General features: G+C 46.6%; 13 protein-coding genes and 1 tRNA gene. 13 read left to right on the top strand and 1 reads right to left on the bottom strand.

Annotation, left to right across the window (positions count from 1 at the left end; genetic code table 11):
- Positions 1 to 309: 309 nt before the first annotated feature.
- Positions 310 to 383: transfer RNA gene (locus HMPREF2909_RS06265), tRNA-Val, on the bottom strand.
- A 107-nt stretch (positions 384 to 490) separates the two neighbouring features.
- Between HMPREF2909_RS06265 and HMPREF2909_RS06260 the strand changes: the two genes are divergently transcribed.
- The 13 genes from HMPREF2909_RS06260 to hisD all read left to right on the top strand — a co-directional run bounded on the left by HMPREF2909_RS06260 (position 491) and on the right by hisD (position 16,636).
- Positions 491 to 1,618: a DivIVA domain-containing protein gene (locus tag HMPREF2909_RS06260; protein WP_071415623.1), complete on the top strand. Its 1,128-nt coding sequence runs from the start codon at positions 491 to 493 to the stop codon at positions 1,616 to 1,618.
- Positions 1,619 to 1,698: 80 nt separating this feature from the next.
- Positions 1,699 to 2,457, top strand: a complete 759-nt coding sequence (recO, locus tag HMPREF2909_RS06255) for a DNA repair protein RecO (protein ID WP_071415622.1) — start codon at positions 1,699 to 1,701, stop codon at positions 2,455 to 2,457.
- Positions 2,454 to 3,245, top strand: a complete 792-nt coding sequence (locus HMPREF2909_RS06250) for an isoprenyl transferase (protein ID WP_071415621.1) — start codon at positions 2,454 to 2,456, stop codon at positions 3,243 to 3,245. Before recO ends, HMPREF2909_RS06250 begins: the two co-directional genes overlap by 4 nt.
- Before the next feature lie 130 nt (positions 3,246 to 3,375).
- Positions 3,376 to 4,788, top strand: a complete 1,413-nt coding sequence (locus tag HMPREF2909_RS06245; RefSeq protein WP_021618118.1) for a glycine--tRNA ligase — start codon at positions 3,376 to 3,378, stop codon at positions 4,786 to 4,788.
- 225 nt (positions 4,789 to 5,013) lie between these two features.
- A complete protein-coding gene (gene dusB, locus HMPREF2909_RS06240) occupies positions 5,014 to 6,252 on the top strand; it encodes a tRNA dihydrouridine synthase DusB (protein ID WP_084797284.1) in 1,239 nt (412 codons plus the stop codon).
- Positions 6,253 to 6,415: 163 nt separating this feature from the next.
- On the top strand, positions 6,416 to 7,675 hold the full coding sequence (gene ftsZ, locus HMPREF2909_RS06235; RefSeq protein ID WP_071415620.1) for a cell division protein FtsZ: 1,260 nt from the start codon (positions 6,416 to 6,418) through the stop codon (positions 7,673 to 7,675).
- A gap of 15 nt (positions 7,676 to 7,690) precedes the next feature.
- Positions 7,691 to 8,173 (top strand): cell division protein SepF, encoded by a 483-nt coding sequence (locus tag HMPREF2909_RS06230; protein WP_071415619.1) that lies wholly within the window; start codon positions 7,691 to 7,693, stop codon positions 8,171 to 8,173.
- A gap of 4 nt (positions 8,174 to 8,177) precedes the next feature.
- Positions 8,178 to 8,462 carry a YggT family protein gene (locus HMPREF2909_RS06225; protein WP_021618122.1) on the top strand — a complete coding sequence of 95 codons (285 nt, stop codon included), beginning with the start codon at positions 8,178 to 8,180 and terminating at the stop codon, positions 8,460 to 8,462.
- Positions 8,463 to 8,599: 137 nt separating this feature from the next.
- Positions 8,600 to 9,913 carry a DivIVA domain-containing protein gene (locus tag HMPREF2909_RS06220; RefSeq protein ID WP_071415618.1) on the top strand — a complete coding sequence of 438 codons (1,314 nt, stop codon included), beginning with the start codon at positions 8,600 to 8,602 and terminating at the stop codon, positions 9,911 to 9,913.
- A 38-nt stretch (positions 9,914 to 9,951) separates the two neighbouring features.
- Positions 9,952 to 10,602, top strand: coding sequence for a signal peptidase II (locus HMPREF2909_RS06215; RefSeq protein WP_071415617.1), 651 nt, complete (start codon positions 9,952 to 9,954; stop codon positions 10,600 to 10,602).
- Positions 10,602 to 11,534, top strand: coding sequence for an RluA family pseudouridine synthase (locus HMPREF2909_RS06210; RefSeq protein ID WP_071415616.1), 933 nt, complete (start codon positions 10,602 to 10,604; stop codon positions 11,532 to 11,534). The genes HMPREF2909_RS06215 and HMPREF2909_RS06210 overlap by 1 nt, the downstream gene beginning before the upstream one ends.
- Positions 11,535 to 11,566: 32 nt before the next feature.
- Positions 11,567 to 15,115, top strand: a complete 3,549-nt coding sequence (gene dnaE / locus HMPREF2909_RS06205) for a DNA polymerase III subunit alpha (protein WP_071415615.1) — start codon at positions 11,567 to 11,569, stop codon at positions 15,113 to 15,115.
- A 126-nt stretch (positions 15,116 to 15,241) separates the two neighbouring features.
- Positions 15,242 to 16,636 (top strand): histidinol dehydrogenase, encoded by a 1,395-nt coding sequence (gene hisD / locus HMPREF2909_RS06200; protein ID WP_071416005.1) that lies wholly within the window; start codon positions 15,242 to 15,244, stop codon positions 16,634 to 16,636.
- Positions 16,637 to 16,691 lie beyond the last annotated feature (55 nt).

Raw genomic sequence — 16,691 nt, 5'->3', positions numbered from 1 at the left:
AGCCGTGAGACGCGAACCTTTCTCCACGTCCTTTTCCCACATAAAAAGGAATAGAAGTTCGCGGATCAATGAGAGCATACACATAATGACCTAATTCATCTGCGACTTGTCTGCGAACTTTTGAATCTAGAGTATTGTTGGACATCTTTGACTCCTTCCGAGGGAACCCATCGTTCCCTGCATTAGCAGATTCACTATCATTTTCTTAGGGGGGGGGGCTTAAAGGTTCTAAAACGACAGAACTGCGGACGCTGCAATGCAAAACAAAAAATCTCATGATTCCTCAAAGAATCATGAGATCTAATTCGGTGGGCGATAAGGGACTCGAACCCCTGACATCCACGGTGTAAACGTGGCGCTCTAGCCAACTGAGCTAATCGCCCGACTTGGAATAAGTTACCAGAGTATTCTGACTTGTGCAAACATCGGCGTGTTTCACTTGGCATATGCTGTTGTATCCTTGAATGTAGTTATGAATAAGGAGTACCCCATGGCACGAATCCAAGAGAAGCCTCACGGCGTTGAGCGCGCACCCAAAAACGAGTGGGGCTATAGTGTAAGTCAAGTAGACGAGTTCCTTGAATCTACACGTAACTTGTATGAAGAGTCTGAGCCAAATATGACGCAGGTCGATATTCAAAAGCAATGTTTCGATCTTGAGAAAAATGGTTACGACATTAAAGCAGTAGATAATGCACTTCGTCGTTTAGAAGACGCTGTAGTAGATAAATTAGCTGCGTGGACTATCGCGCATGAAGGTATAGCAGAGTGGCGAGCTCAGACTGAGCAGCTTGCTCTCAGCCTTATTCCACGTGCTCAGCGCGAGAAGCGCAAACTATTCTCCCGTGCTCGTGCTTTTACCCCAGCGTATGATGTAAAACAAGTAGATAATTTTGTTTTCTCTCTCACGCAGTATCTCAACAACAAGCTATCTCTTGGCGTTTTGCCAAGCGAAAATAATCAGCGCTCCACTGATTATGAAGATTTTTCCTCACGTCAGGTTGCAAGCACTCTCTTTACGCAGCGCACCGGTCATTCAGGATATAACGAGGGGGAAGTAGACGCGTACCTCAACCGAGCTATCGAAGTTCTTTCTCATATCGAGTCAACCGAGCGTATGAACAGCGCTGAGCCAGATCTACCTGATTCGACGGAATTAATCAACAGTGAAACTTCTTTTGTTCAGCCTCTTATCCCTGACTACTTCACGCCTGCATCACGCTCCGAACAATCGGTAAATGAGCAGTCCGCAGCTACCGAAGCGGCTACCGAAGTTCAAGCTGACCCTGCTGTAACGAGTGTTATGGATAACAGCGATGGCTCTACATTGAGCACAACTGACGTTGCATCCGTGCTCAGTAAATTGCACTCAACCTCGGAACCAGCACGAACAGAAGACACCGAAAGCGCCAGCTTCGATTCTATTAGTCAAGAAGAAGAAAAGATTTTCGAAGATGCTCCTGCAAGCTTTGCACCTGTAACCAAGCCTGAACGCGGCTCAACAGCTGCAGATAGTGGCGTAGATTACAGTGGTTTGATGGATACTGGTTCTATTCAATCTGTTCAGTTCCACATGCCTAAGCTTGACGATACTCCTATAGCTAAGTCTGAAGAGTAAAGATTTGCATATATGCTCAGCGCTCATCTTTGGATGGGCGCTGATATTTTTTAGTACGATGTGAGCGTAAGGAGGTGAGCATGCCAAGTTATACCGATGAAGGCGTTGTTTTACGCACAGTTAAGCTGGGCGAAGCAGATAGAATCATCACCGTGTTAACACGCTCTCACGGTAAAATTCGTGCAGTAGCTAAGGGTGTGCGTCGCACGCGTTCTCGCTTTGGCGGGCGTTTAGAACCTTTTTCACGCAATAGTTTTCTTATCTACGAAGGCAGGGGGGAACTGCAACATATTAACCAAGTCGAATCAGTTGCTGCCTATGGTTCTGCGCTGGCTGCTTCGTACGAGTCTTACGTAGCAGCCAATGTTATGGTTGAATCCGTCGATAAACTTCTTGACGCTGCTGAGCAGATGATGCCGCAGGATGTTCAGCCATACTACACGCTCCTCGTGAGCGCTTTAGCTTCTCTTGCACGCGGAGAACATAGCGCAGACGTGATTGAAAATTCTTTTCTGCTCAGACTACTTTCTACAGGCGGATGGGCTCCTCGTTTAGACCGTTGCGCTGTATGTGGTCGCCAAACTGATCTTAACTATTTTTCTGTATCAGCTGGCGGAATTACTTGCTCTACCGACCGTTTTATAGATGCTCAGGAGATAAGTTACGACATGCGTGTGCAACTTTTTGCATTGCTAAAAGGTCGATGGGATTTACTTGATGAGAGCCGTCAAGATAAAGCTGCTCTCAACCCCGCAATTGGGGGAATTGTTGAGGAATGGTTGCAATACTACATTGAAAGACCAGTTCGCTCCCTCCAATTGGTAAAATCCGTGCTATGAGTTTTGAAAATGTAGATTACACGTCGTTGGATATTCCTTCGGCACCTTTTTCGCACCCAGAGATCATCCCTTCTTTCCCTCAAGGCGCCGTTCCTCGTCATGTGGGCGTGATTATGGATGGTAATGGCCGTTGGGCTCAAGAACGAGGTCTTATCCGCACAAACGGGCATCAAGCTGCAGAACCTGTGGTTTTCGATATTATTGCTGGTGCTATCGAAGCAGGCGTGCGCTATCTGAGTCTGTATACTTTTTCTACGGAAAATTGGAAGCGTTCTCCTCAAGAAGTGAGCTTCCTTATGGGCTTTTCTCGCGATATTATTCATCGTCGAGTTGCTCAAATGAATGAGTGGGGAGTGCGTGTGCGCTGGAGCGGACGCAGACCAAAGCTGTGGAAATCTGTTATTAAAGAGCTAGAAATTGCTCAAGAAAAAACAAAAAATAATACGGTTATCGATGTTATTTTCTGCATTAACTACGGAGGACGAGCGGAAATCGCGGATGCTGCTGCAGCCATAGCGCGTGAAGTAGCAGAAGGTAAAATCAAAGGTCATAAAGTAACCGAAAAAATGATTTCCGAGCATCTGTATTTGCCAGATGTTCCAGACTGCGACTTGGTTATTCGCACGTCAGGAGAGCAGCGCACCAGTAATTTCTTGCCGTGGCAGGCAGCATATGCTGAGCTTGATTTTATCCCTGAACTTTTCCCAGACTGCTCTCGTGAAGTGCTGTGGCGATCTATCCAAAAGTTTGCAGGTCGTGACCGTCGTTTTGGCGGCGTCAAGAAATAAGACGAAGAAAAACGAAGAATAAAACGAAACGTTTCGTTTACATAGCTCTCGTCCGCTTTGCACAGTAAAGTTTGGCATGAAGAAAAGTGCTCATAAGCCGTATGAGTACGCTTAAAAATAAGGAGCAAAAGTGGCTGAATCTAAGCTCGATGCCGTTGTATCCCTCGCAAAACGTCGTGGTTTCGTTTTCCCTGCAGGTGAAATTTATGGTGGAACTCGTTCCGCATGGGATTACGGTCCTTTGGGTGTAGCCCTCAAAGAAAATATTAAAGAGCAGTGGTGGCGTTTTATGGTTACTACCCGTGCAAACGTGGTGGGAGTAGACACCTCTGTTATTCTTCCTCGAGAAGTGTGGGTTGCTTCCGGTCACGTAAATGTTTTTAACGACCCATTAACTGAGTGCTTGAGCTGTCACAAGCGCTTCCGTGCTGACCACTTGGAAGAGCATTTTGAAGCAAAGCATGGTCGTTTGCCTGAATCTCAAGCTGAGATTCCTTGCCCTCAGTGCGGCACCAAAGGACAGTGGACAGAGCCTCGCGACTTTAATATGATGCTCCAAACACATCTTGGTCCTGTGGCTGATGACAATTCCTTGCATTATTTGCGTCCTGAAACTGCTCAGGGCATTTTCGTGGATTTTGCTCAGGTTCAAGCTTCTACACGCCAGAAGCCACCATTTGGTATTGCCAATATTGGTAAGAGCTTCCGTAACGAAATTACTCCAGGAAACTTCATTTTCCGCACACGCGAGTTTGAGCAGATGGAAATGGAGTTCTTCGTTAAGCCTGGTGAAGATGAGGCATGGCATCAGTATTGGATTGATGCGCGCAAGGCATGGTACACCGATTTGGGTATTGATGAAGAAAACTTGCGTTTGTATGAACATCCACAGGAGAAACTCTCCCATTATTCCAAGCGCACTGTAGATATTGAATATAAGTTCGGTTTCCAGGGTTCTGATTGGGGTGAGCTCGAGGGTATTGCTAACCGTACTGATTATGATTTGTCTGCTCATGCCAAGCATTCCGGTAAAGATTTGAGCTACTTCGATCAGGCAAGCGGTGAGCGTTATATTCCATACGTTATTGAGCCTGCTGCAGGTTTGACCCGTTCTTTAATGGCATTCCTCGTCGATGCTTATGACGTAGATGAAGCTCCAAATACCAAGGGCGGCGTAGATACACGTACTGTTTTGCGTTTGGATCCACGTTTGGCTCCAGTTAAGGCTGCGGTTTTGCCATTGTCTAAGAAACCTGAACTGCAGACCATCGCTCAGAACTTGGCTTCCGAACTGCGCATGCATGATTGGAATATTGATTACGATGAGTCCGGTGCTATTGGTCGTCGTTACCGTCGTGAAGATGAAATCGGTACTCCTTTGTGCGTTACTGTTGATTTTGACACTATTGACGACAATGCAGTAACTATTCGTGAGCGCGATACCATGGCTCAGGAACGTGTTGCTTTGGACAAGGTTGCTGATTATGTTGCTGCTCGCGTGGGCAACTCCTTGAAGCAGTATCCACAGGGACCTCAAGAATAAGCTATTCTACGGTTAAAATAAACAAGTCCGCATCGCAGGAATTTCTCAAGAATTCGAGAGAAACTTCTTCGATGCGGACTTTGTTATCGCGGAAGGTCTCTATATCTTCTAAAGCATATTCAACTTATCTCGAGCCGCGATAGAAACCGAAAATCTTATGCGCCACGAGCAAAAGACCGTGGACATTCTTTCCTTTCCCCATACCTTACGATAAACTCGACTCTTATGGATTCATCAGCGACTTCAACAGATTCAACGACTTCAACTCAAGCCACTGGTGCGGAACCAGCTCAGAACACGGTTCTGCCATCATCTGTGCAGCTTGATCCTATTGATTTAGGCAACCATACCGTGCACACTCCTGTGCTACTTTCGCCGATGGCAGGAGTTACAAACTGGCCTTTCCGTGTATTATGCCGTAAGTATGGTCCTGATGGACTGTACGTGGCCGAGATGATTACAGCGCGTGCTCTTGTTGCACGTAATCCAAAGGCTTTGCGCTTGTGCCGTTTTGATTCTTCAGAGAAGTATCGATCACTTCAGCTCTACGGCGTCAACCCGTCTATTGTGGAGCAGGCTGCCCGCATTGTTGTCGATGAGAACTTAGCAGATCATATTGATTTGAATTTTGGTTGCCCTGTTCCGAAAGTAACACGTCGCGGCGGCGGTTCGGCGTTGCCGTGGAAGAACGACTTATTTAGAGACTTATTACATCGCGTAGTAGCAGTGGCGGAACTGGCGGGAATCCCCGTTACCGCGAAAATTCGTACCGGTATTGATGACGACCACACCACTTTCCATGATTCAGCTCGCATTGCTCAGGATGAAGGCTGCAAGTTTATTGCTCTGCATGCGCGCACAACCGCTGAATATTATGGCGGTCATGCGCACTGGGATTTGATTGCTCAGCTGGTGGACGAGCTGGATATTCCTGTTATTGGTAACGGAGATATTTGGTCTGCTGAAGATGCTGTAAAAATGGTGGAAGAGACAGGATGCGCTGGTGTGGCTATTGGTCGCGGCTGCCAGGGCAGACCTTGGTTATTTGGGGATATTGCTCAGGCTTTTGCAGGCTCGAACAAGCGTATTAATCCAACCTTAGGTGAGGTAGGTCGCATTATTGTGCGTCATGCTCAGTTGCTCACAGATTTCTATGATGGTGATGAGATGATGGCTGTGCACGATTTACGCAAGCATGTTGCGTGGTACTTAAAGGGTTTCCCTGTGGGTGGCGGAACACGAGCAGCTTTTATGAAGTGCGAAAATGTTGCTGATGTGCAGGCGCAGGTTGATTTATTCGACCCAGATATTGAATTCCCGCTTAGTATTGCAGATAAACCACGCGGACGAGTGCGTTTTGCAAAGAAAGTGCATCTGCCACAGAACTGGTTGGATTCTCGAGAAATGACGCCTCAAGAGCGTGCCGATATGTTTGAAGACGATCCGATGGATGTATCCTATTAGGGCGGGAAAAGAGCATTTTATGCGATTAAAAATATTTCCTTGAGCACAGAAAGCAAGATTGGTAGAGAAAATTTTACAATTTCAGCGCGTTTTTAATTACATTTGTGAAATTTGGGCATGAATTGTATTAAAGTTGTGCGTATACGTTAACGATGGGAGCACGATGACCAGCATTCAGCATCAAGAAGTGAATGACAGCACCGTAATTAATAACGAGGAATTGAACGATAATACTGTCATTAAAGTAGTTGGCGTGGGTGGCGCTGGCGGCAATGCTGTGAACCGAATGATTAATGACGGTCTCGGCAATGTTGAATTCTTAGCTATTAACACCGATGACAAAGATTTGGCTCGTAGTGAGGCAAATGTGAAGCTTTCACTTAATGACAGCACAAGTCGTGGTCTGGGCGCAGGTGCTGACCCAGAGCGTGGTGCTAAGGCGGCTCAAGATCATAGAGATGATATTGAGCAAGCTCTTAAAGGCGCTGATTTAGTCTTTATTACAGCTGGTGAAGGCGGCGGCACTGGTACTGGTGCTAGCCCAATCGTAGCTAAAGCTGCACGTCAGCAAGGCGCTTTAACTGTTGCAGTTGTTTCTCGTCCATTTACTTTTGAAGGTCGCCGTCGTAGTGCTTCAGCAGAGTCTGGAATTGAAAATCTGCGTAAGGAAGTAGACGCTCTTATCGTTATTTCTAACGACCGACTGTTGGACAACGCCGACCGTCAGATTTCTATGGTCGATGCTTTCCATAATGCTGATCAAGCCTTGCTCTCAGGTGTGAAGGGTATTACAGAGACTTTGAATGCAGATTCCTACATTAACGTAGACTTTGCAGATATTTCTTCTGTACTTAAAGACGCTGGAACAGCACTGTTTGGTATTGGTAAGGCTCGGGGTGAAAACCGCGCTACAAATGCTGCAGAATTAGCTTTAAACTCTCCAATGCTTGAAGGAGATATTCAGGGTGCTCATGCTGTGCTCGTAAACTTCTTTGCAGCTAGCGATTTGGGTATGCTCGAGCTGAACGACGCTATGAATTTGATTCACGATGTGTGTAGTCCAGAAGCCAATATTATTTTCGGTGTTGCTTTGGATGATTCCATAGGCGATGAACTGCAGGTAACCGTTATTGCTACTGGATTTGGTACTGCTGAACCAGGCGATGAGGCTGAAGCTCCTGTTGCAGAAAAACTATTGTCTACTCCAGCTCCTGCAGCAGCTCCAACTGTTCAGCCAGGAACTCCAGAACAGTCGGCATCAGCAGAGACTCCAGCACCTGTGCAGCAGGCTGCTCCTGCTCAAGCAGTGCCTGTTGCTGAACCTGCTCAGCCTGTATCGGCTGCTATTCCATCAGTTACTGAGAACTCCAGCGACGAAGGTGATTCCTTCGACGACTTGGAGATTCCGGAATTCCTGCGTTAAGTAGGAGGAAGTTCAATGGGTAACGTTTTTAATAAAGGATTGAGTTTCTTCGGTCTGGCAGATCCAGAAGATATTGAGCAAGAAGAAGTATCAGATATTTCTGCTCAGGATGTTCCGGAAACAGATTTTGATCGAGATGATTCTTTTAGCATGCAGTCAGCTCGTATTGCTCAAGCTGGACGCGCTACCTCAACTTCAGTTCAGAAATCTTTCCCAAAGTCTCAGATGAATCGCATCACAACTATTCATCCTCGTACGTACAACGAGGTGGAAAGTGTGGGTCGTTCATTGCGAGATGGAACACCAGTCGTGCTCAATCTGACTGGGGTAGCAGATAAAGATGCTCAACGCATTGTAGATTTCGCTATGGGAGTTGTTTTCGGTGTGCGGGGCTCTGCGGAGCGAGTAACTACGAGAGTATGGCTTTTAAGCCCTGCTGCCGTAACCATTCGACCAGAGCAGACAGAAAATAATTCTACTGCCGGATTGTTTGAGTAGGCCTATGCTATTAGGTATAGCACTTGCTCGAATAGTTCTATCCGTTCTTCTCGAAGCATATATGTCTATCCTGTTCATTCGTTTGATTTTGGATTGGGTTGCAGTGCTCACGAGATGGAAACCACGAGGTTTTATCTATACGCTGATTAACGCGGTGTATGTGGTAACTGATCCGCCTCTGAATTATTTGAGGCGCTTCATTAAGCCATTGCCAATGGGACCTATGTATCTGGACTTAAGTTTTATTGTGCTGTGGTTTGGTTTAGGTCTTGTGCGTATGTTCATATAGATTCGCATAAAACAGCGTGTTTATAACAGATTTATAAGAGATTTAATATATTTACATAGTGTGCACATGTTACTATGTAAAAGGAAAAAAGAAAGCGACTGGCTTAAAATAAGCCAAAAAGTGAGGTGAAGAGCTCGATGGCCCTGTTAACACCACAAGATATTCAGAATCACACCTTCCCAACAGTACGTTTCAAGGAAGGTTACGACATTGATGCTGTGGACGACTTCTTGGACGAAGTAGTAGTCACTGTGGAGAGTTTGGGATCTCAGGCTGTCACCAGTGCAACTGCTTCTTTGGGCAAAGATGTTGCTCCTCTCAATAATAAGATTGCTGAACTCACCGAAGAGAACAACAAACTTCGTGCAGAAATTCAATATGCACAGGCGAAGGCAGCACAAGTTTCTCAAGAGCGCGAAAATGTTGCAACAGAGCAGTCAAAGATTGCCGATGCTGCACGCGAACAGGTAGAAACCCTGACCTCTCAAAATAATCAGCTTAAAACACAGGTTGATCAGCTTAACGAGCAGATTGATCAGCTCACAGCACAGGCTGCTGAAGGTGGAGACTCCGCTAAGGCTCTCAACGATCAGCTCGAAGCAGTCAAGCGTGAACGCGATGGATATGTAAAGAGCGGCGAAACTTTGCGCGCACAGCTCAACGAAGCTAACACCAAGCTGAACGAGGTCAATGCAGCTTTGGAACAGACCCGTGCTCAGGTTGAAGCAAGCAACGGTTCTGCTTCCCAGAAGGATCAGCAGTTAGCACAGTATCAGGCTCAAATCGATAAGCTGAACCAAGATCTGCAGGCTTCTCGTGAGCGTGAAGAAAGCTTGCGTAAGCAGGTTTCTGTTCTCGAACCAAGCTCTGAAACTGGTAGCTTGCAAAAGATTTCTTCTGCAGGTTCCGATGCAAACTCTGAGCCAGAACGCGCAACAGCAATGTTGGCACTGGCTATGCAGTTACACGATCAGTATGTAGATAAGGGTAAGGCTCAGAACGCTGAACTCGTAGCTGAAGGTGAAACAATCCGCGATAAGTTGCTACGTGAAGCTAACGACTACGATAAGAACACACGTAACGAAGCAGATGAATACTCTGCAAAGACTCGTAACGATGCAGATAACTATTCTTCTGTAACTCGTAGTGAGGCAGATGAATACTCTGCAAAGACACGTTTCGATGCAGATGCATACGAGACTCAGGTGAAGAAGGCTGCAGAAGATTACTCTGCAAAGACCCACTCTGATGCAGATAACTATGCTCGTCAAGTTAAGGATAAGCTCTACGCTGATTCTAAGGTTATTGAAGGCAATATTGAAAGCCTTAAGCAGTTCGAAGCGGATTATCGTTCTCGCTTGACTGACTTCCTCGGTAACTTGTCCGCTCAGATTAGCTCCACAGATAACTATCCAGCTGATCGTGAGAAGACCGCAGAGGGTAACAACTAAGTATGGGTAGAACCTCACAAAGACGGTCACACTGGGGTGTGGCCGTCTTTCTTGCTACTTTCGCTGTCTGCGTGGCTCTCGACCAGTGGACAAAAAGCCTTGCTTTAGCGCACCTGACTACTGGTAGCGATGTGGAGCTTCTGGGACGTTTCGTGCGCTTAACACTCGTACATAATCCTGGAGCTAGCTTAGGTGTTGGCTCAGGTGTGACGTGGGTTATTACTCTTTTTGCTGTGCTCGTAAGCATTGTTTTAACAGTTTTAGGTTTGCGCACCAAGAATATGTGGTGGTCTTTCGTGAGTTCTCTTACTGTTGCTGGAGCCTTGGGTAATGTTATTGACCGTTTTATGTATGCCGATGGTTTTTTGAACGGAACTGTTGTTGATTTTATTAATTACGGTTCTTTTGTGGGTAATGTTGCCGACATTGTTCTGACCCTTGCTGCAGTGGGAATTATCGGTGGCGTGCTGTTTTCACAGCCTTTTGGTATTGCATGGCTCGATAAGCTCGTTTACGGTGGCGAGGATGAGCGTGAGCACGGTGAGCGCGGCGAAAAGGCTGGACACGGTGAAAATACGGAGCGCAGTGAGAGTGGTGAGCGAAGCGAAAACACTCAGCGTAGTGCGCGCGGCGCAAACAGTGAAAGTGGTGAAAATACTGTGCTTGGCGAGAGCGAGGCGCAAAACTAATGGATGGTATTCTTCCGGCTCCTGATGCTCTAGTAGGGAAACGTTTAGACGTTGTTGTGTCTAAAATGATGGGCATTTCTCGCTCTGCTGCAAGTCATCTTATTGAATCAGGTCAAGTAACATTGCTGGGGCATGTTAGCGATAAATCAGCCAAGCTGGGGCGTAATGACATGCTTGAGTTCGCTCTCGAGAACAGAGAAGAAGAGCCTGAACCTATTGATCATGATATGCCGATTGTCTATGAAGATGACGATATTGTGGTGGTCGACAAACCCATTGGAATGGCTGCACATGCTTCCGTAGGATGGAGCGGTCCTACGGTTCTAGGTTCTCTGCTCGCGCGTGGGGTACGTATTACTGATTATGGAGCAGCTGGGCGTCAAGGTATTGTTAGCCGTCTGGATGTAGGAACAAGCGGTCTTATGCTCGTGTGTAAATCGGAACTGGCGTATAAAGAAATGCGCCGCCAATTTTCTGAGCATGAGGTTGTGAAAACCTATCATGCTGTTGTTCAAGGCAATCTTGTGCAAAACCGTGCCACTATTGAAGCACCAATTGGACGTGATAAAGTTTCAGATTTCCGCTTTACCGTTACACCTGCTGGAAAAGAAGCCATCACCCACTGGGACGTGCTCGAACGTTTAAGTGAAGCCACCTATGTGAAAGTAAATTTGGAAACAGGACGAACACATCAAATTCGTGTGCATTTCTCGTCTATTGGTCATCCTTTAGTGGGCGATGCCATGTATGGAGCTAATCCTAAACTAACTGAAATTACTGGGTTAGAGCGTCAATGGCTTCACGCTATGCAGTTGGAATTTAAGCATCCTCGTACGAAAATGTGGACGACTGTGGAGTCCAACACGCCGAATGATTTACGCCAGGCTTTGGAAATCTTACGGCACCGTCAGTCTGAGCGTGAAAAAGAGTAAAATCTTCAAGCGCGAACGTTACAGTAGGGAGTATGGCAGACGTTAAACCTTCTGATTTCGTGCATCTGCACGTTCATACTCACTATTCCATGCTCGATGGTGCAGCACCTATTGACGCTCTCGTTAAAGCAGTCAAAGAGCAAGGTCAAACTGCTGTAGGTATTACTGATCATGGCAATATGCACGGGGCATATGAATTATGGTCAACAGCTGTAAGCGCTGGAATTAAGCCAATTATTGGTATTGAAGCGTATGTGACACCGGGAACCTCGCGTTTTGACACAACCCGTGTTCATTGGCGCACCTCAGAAGATCAGAAAAGCGATGATGTCTCTGCAAATGGTTCGTACACACATATGACCATGCTGGCAGAAAATGATGAAGGCTTAACCAATCTCCTAAAAGCATCATCCGTGGCTAACTTAGAAGGTCTTTTTGGTAAATCGCCGCGTATGGATAGGGAAGTGCTCAATACCTATGCAAAAGGCGTTATTGGAACATCTGGCTGCCCTTCGGGTGAGGTTCAAACCCGTTTGCGATTAGGTCAATTTAATGAGGCTTTACGTGCTGCTGGTGAATTCCAAGATATTTTCGGTAAAGATAATTTCTATATTGAGCTCATGGATCATGGCTTATCCATTGAAAAGCGCGTGGTGAAAGATCTCATTACTATTGCCGATAAGATAGGCGCTCCTCTCGTCGTAACCAATGATTCGCATTATTCTAAGGAAACAGATGCTGCGGCTCAAGATGCTTTGCTGTGTATTAATTCAGGTTCTCGCTTAACAGACCCGACACGCTTTAAGTTCGATGGCTCAGGCTACTACATTAAGTCAGCCAAAGAAATGTATGACCTCTTTAAGGAATTTCCTGAAGCATGCCGTAATACAGTCGAGATTGCTCAGCGTTGCAATGTGATTTTTGATGATCATCAAGATGGCGCTTTTATGCCTGAATTCGAGTGCCCAGAAGGGTGGGATGAGACTTCTCTCTTCCTTAAGCATGTGCAAGATGGTCTGATGCAACGTTATAACGGTAATGTGCCGGAAGAGGTGTCTCGTCAGGCTGATTATGAGTGCGGTGTTATTTGCCAGATGCAGTTCTGCGGTTACTTCCTTGTGGTAGCAGATTATATTAACTGGGCGAAAGAGCATGGCATTATGGTGGGACCCGGTCGTGGTTCTGCAGCAGGCTCTATGGTCGCCTATGCTATGGGCATTACTGAGCTAGATCCGCTCAAGCACGGTTTGATTTTTGAGCGTTTCCTTAACCCTGAGCGCGTGTCTCTGCCTGATATCGACGTGGATTTCGATCCAGAAGGTCGTATGAAGGTGCTCGACTATGTGGCAGAAAAATACGGTCACGATAAAGTGGCACAGTGCGTAACATATGGAACGATTAAAACAAAGCAGGCGCTTAAGGATTCGGCACGCATTATGGATTACGAGTTCTCCATGGGCGAGCTCATGACCAAAGCTTTGCCACCTGCAGTAGGCGGTAAAGATATTACTGTGCACGATATCTTTAATAAAGATGCGAAACGCTATGACGAAGCTAAAGAGTTCCGTGATCTTTATGATTCAAATGAAGACGTACAAAAGATTACCAAGCAAGCCATGGGTATTGAGGGATTGATTCGCCAGACCGGTGTGCATGCCTGCGCCACGATTATGGCGTCTAATCCGATTACGAATACCTCGCCGCTGCTTAAGCGTACTGATGGTACGGTAACGACTACTTTTGAGTATCATACCTGTGAAACGCTGGGCTTGGTGAAGATGGATTTCTTGGGTCTATCTAACTTAACAGTTATTCGCGATACCATTACGAATATCGAAAATAACGGTAAACCAAGCTTTAATATTCAGGATGTTCCAATCGACGATAAGGAAACATATAAGCTTCTCTCTCGCGGCGATACGCTCGGCGTGTTCCAGCTTGATTCGGATGGTATGCGAAACCTCCTGAAATCTCTTAAGCCGGATAACTTTAACGATATTTCTGCTTTGATTGCTCTGTATCGTCCAGGTCCAATGGATGTGGATTCGCATAATAACTATGCGAAACGAAAAAATGGTTTACAGCAAATTACTGCTATCCATCCAGAAGTAGCAGAACCTTTAGCAGAAGTTCTTGATGAAACCTATGGTTTGATTGTGTATCAGGAGCAGGTGCAGTCTGCAGCACGTATTTTGGCAGGTTATTCTCTCGGTCGTGCAGACGTGTTGCGTCGAGCTATGGGTAAGAAAAAGCCGGAAGTGCTTGCCAAAGAGCAGGTGCCGTTCTTCGAGGGTATGGCTCAGCATGGGTATTCTCGAGAAGCAGCTCAAGCTGTATGGGATATTTTCGTGCCTTTCGCCGGTTATGCGTTTAATAAAGCGCATTCTGCTGCTTATGGATTGATTTCGTACTGGACGGCTTATTTAAAGACGCATTATCCAACTGAGTTTATGGCTGCTCTGCTCGAAAATGCTAAGAACGATAAGAATAAAACTGCGTTATATCTCGGCGAAGCGCGTCGCATGGGCATTCAGGTGTTGCCGCCAGACATTAACGAATCGCAATTGCAATTCTCTGCAGTGGGGGATGTGGTGCGTTTCGGTTTGGCTGCTATTCGTAATGTGGGTGCAGATCGCGTAACTGAGATTATTAAAGAGCGTGAGGGCGAGAAAGGCAAGTTTATTAACTTCCTTGATTTTGTTAATCGAGCTCCTCTCAACGCACTGAATAAGCGCATGGTTGAATCCTTGATTAAGGGTGGAGCTTTCGATAATACCGACGGCAATAGGCGAGCTTTGGTTACTATTCATGAGGAAGCTATTGATTTAGCTGCACCAATTAAACGAAAAGAAGCAGAAGGTCAGTTCGATCTTTTTGCCGATATGAGCGGCGACTCCGATATGACGGGCGTAGAAGTAACCGTTCCTGATATTGAAGAGTGGGATAAATCCACGAAACTCAACTTTGAGAGAGAAATGCTCGGTTTGTATGTGTCCGATCATCCGCTCTCAGGTATGGAAAGTGTGCTAGCCGGATTGCGTGATATGTCGATTGCTCGACTGCTGAACTCTGTGGCGACTTTGGAGCCTCGCACTGTGGTTACTATAGCGGGGTTGATTACTAACGTGGAGCGTAAGATTTCCAAGAAAGGTAATGCCTGGGCAATTATTACCGTTGAAGATATGGAAGCTTCTGTGCAATGTCTCTTCTTTGGTAAAGCATATGAGGAGAATGCGTCGAAGCTCAATATCGATACAATTGTGCGTGTGCGAGGTTTTGCTGAAGCCCGCGAAGAGGCTGTATCTATTCGCGCTCAAGAATTGGAAGTGCCACGCATTGAAGATGCGGATACGTCTATTCTTCTGGTGCGCTTGCCTGAAGTGGCGTTAGTGGCTAGCCGTATGCAACAGTTTGCTGAAATTCTGCACATGCATCCAGGCTATAGCGAAGTGCAGCTGATGGTTGTGCGTCAGGATGGGTCGTGTGCTGTGGTGACAATGGGAGATAATTTCCGCGTGAAAAAAGATGCCTCCCTCTTTGGCGATATTAAAGCGATGTTTGGTCCGCATTCTATTGCATAAACCCAGGAGCGGGAGTGCAGTTCAGAGTGCGTGCTGAACTGCACTGAACCGTCTCCCGTTTCGTTTAATGAGATGTTTGTGTCTGCTCGTGCGTATTTAGTTGGGCGTTCCTATTACACTCAAACTATGGTAGAACAAATTATTCGAACAATTGATGTGCGCGGAACATCTCTGTCTCGCGCTGAACTTCTCGAAACCGTTCCTCGTGCTCAGATGGGCGTAAGCCAAGCAGAAGAACTGGTTGCCCCAATTTTGGAAGCAGTAAAAACACGTGGCGCTGCAGCCTTGCGTGATTATGCTGAAAAATTTGACCATGTTCGTCCTCGCAATCTTCGTGTTCCGGTAGAAGCAATGCAGCATGCTCTGGATACGCTTGAGCCACACGTACGTGCGGCTATTGAAGAATCGGTATCCCGTATTCGTGCTGTGTGTCAGTCTCAGGTGCCTCAAGACTTTTCCACGCCGTTGGCTGATGGTGCTCGAGTTTCTCAGCGTTGGATTCCAGTTGAGCGCGTAGGTCTATATGTGCCGGGTGGCAAGGCTGTATATCCTACATCCGTGATTATGAATGCGGTTCCAGCTCAGGCCGCTGGCGTGGAATCATTAGCTATTGCGACTCCACCATCTGCAGACAACCCCGATGGGCTGCCAAATGCTACGATTTTGGCGACGTGCGCAATCTTGGGCGTCGAGGAAGTTTATGCTGTGGGCGGTGCTCAGGCTGTTGCAATGTTTGCTTATGGTGCCAAGGGTAGTGAACCTCAAGATGGCGAAGTGCTGTGTGAACCAGTAGATATGATTACTGGTCCTGGAAATATTTTCGTGGCCACAGCAAAGCACATGATTTCGGGTGTATGCGGCATTGATGCTGAAGCTGGTCCATCAGAAATCGGCATTATTGCTGACTCTACTGCTAATCCTGCATGGCTAGCAGTAGATCTTATGGGTCAAGCTGAACACGACGAGCTGGCTGGTTCCGTGCTCATCACTGATGATGAAGCATTAGCACAGAAGGTTATTGCTGAACTGGAAGAGCGCGTTCCTCACACGAAGAACAGCGAACGTATGGCTACAGCTTTGCGCGGCACGCAGTCTGCTATTGTTCTGACCGATAATCTTGATCAGTCTATTGATGTAGCTAATGCATATGCTGCAGAGCATTTGGAAATTCATACTGCTCAGGCTGACGATGTTGTGAAGCGTATTCGCAATGCCGGAGCTATTTTCCGTGGACCATACTCTCCAGTTCCTTTGGGCGATTATATGTCTGGTTCAAACCACGTTCTGCCAACAGGCGGCACGGCTCGTTTCCAGTCAGGCTTGGGCGTGCACACCTTTATGAAGGCTGTTGAAGTTATTGAATATGACGAGCAGGGTTTGAAAGCACTTGCTCGCAAGGTCAATGATTTTGCAGTTAGCGAGGATCTTCCAGCTCATGGCGAATGTGTGCTGACCCGTTTTATCGACGATCCATATAATAAGGAGACCCTGGCAGCTCAGGAAGACGCTGCCGGATTGTAGAACAGTGCCATGTGTGGGGTTCATGCAACCCTACACATGGTTGTATTGTGGCATA

The organism is Alloscardovia sp. HMSC034E08, from assembly GCF_001813415.1.
In the GTDB taxonomy this organism is placed as follows: domain Bacteria; phylum Actinomycetota; class Actinomycetes; order Actinomycetales; family Bifidobacteriaceae; genus Alloscardovia; species Alloscardovia omnicolens.
This window is presented reverse-complemented; position numbering and strand designations above follow the sequence as displayed.

Bases quoted from the DNA above. Each gene is read 5' to 3' on its own strand.
- HMPREF2909_RS06260 (WP_071415623.1), top strand. From the start codon at position 491: ATGGCACGAATCCAAGAGAAGCCTCACGGCGTTGAGCGCGCACCCAAA.
- recO (WP_071415622.1), top strand. From the start codon at position 1,699: ATGCCAAGTTATACCGATGAAGGCGTTGTTTTACGCACAGTTAAGCTG.
- HMPREF2909_RS06250 (WP_071415621.1), top strand. From the start codon at position 2,454: ATGAGTTTTGAAAATGTAGATTACACGTCGTTGGATATTCCTTCGGCA.
- dusB (WP_084797284.1), top strand. From the start codon at position 5,014: ATGGATTCATCAGCGACTTCAACAGATTCAACGACTTCAACTCAAGCC.
- ftsZ (WP_071415620.1), top strand. From the start codon at position 6,416: ATGACCAGCATTCAGCATCAAGAAGTGAATGACAGCACCGTAATTAAT.
- HMPREF2909_RS06230 (WP_071415619.1), top strand. From the start codon at position 7,691: ATGGGTAACGTTTTTAATAAAGGATTGAGTTTCTTCGGTCTGGCAGAT.
- HMPREF2909_RS06225 (WP_021618122.1), top strand. From the start codon at position 8,178: ATGCTATTAGGTATAGCACTTGCTCGAATAGTTCTATCCGTTCTTCTC.
- HMPREF2909_RS06220 (WP_071415618.1), top strand. From the start codon at position 8,600: ATGGCCCTGTTAACACCACAAGATATTCAGAATCACACCTTCCCAACA.
- HMPREF2909_RS06210 (WP_071415616.1), top strand. From the start codon at position 10,602: ATGGATGGTATTCTTCCGGCTCCTGATGCTCTAGTAGGGAAACGTTTA.
- dnaE (WP_071415615.1), top strand. From the start codon at position 11,567: ATGGCAGACGTTAAACCTTCTGATTTCGTGCATCTGCACGTTCATACT.
- hisD (WP_071416005.1), top strand. From the start codon at position 15,242: ATGGTAGAACAAATTATTCGAACAATTGATGTGCGCGGAACATCTCTG.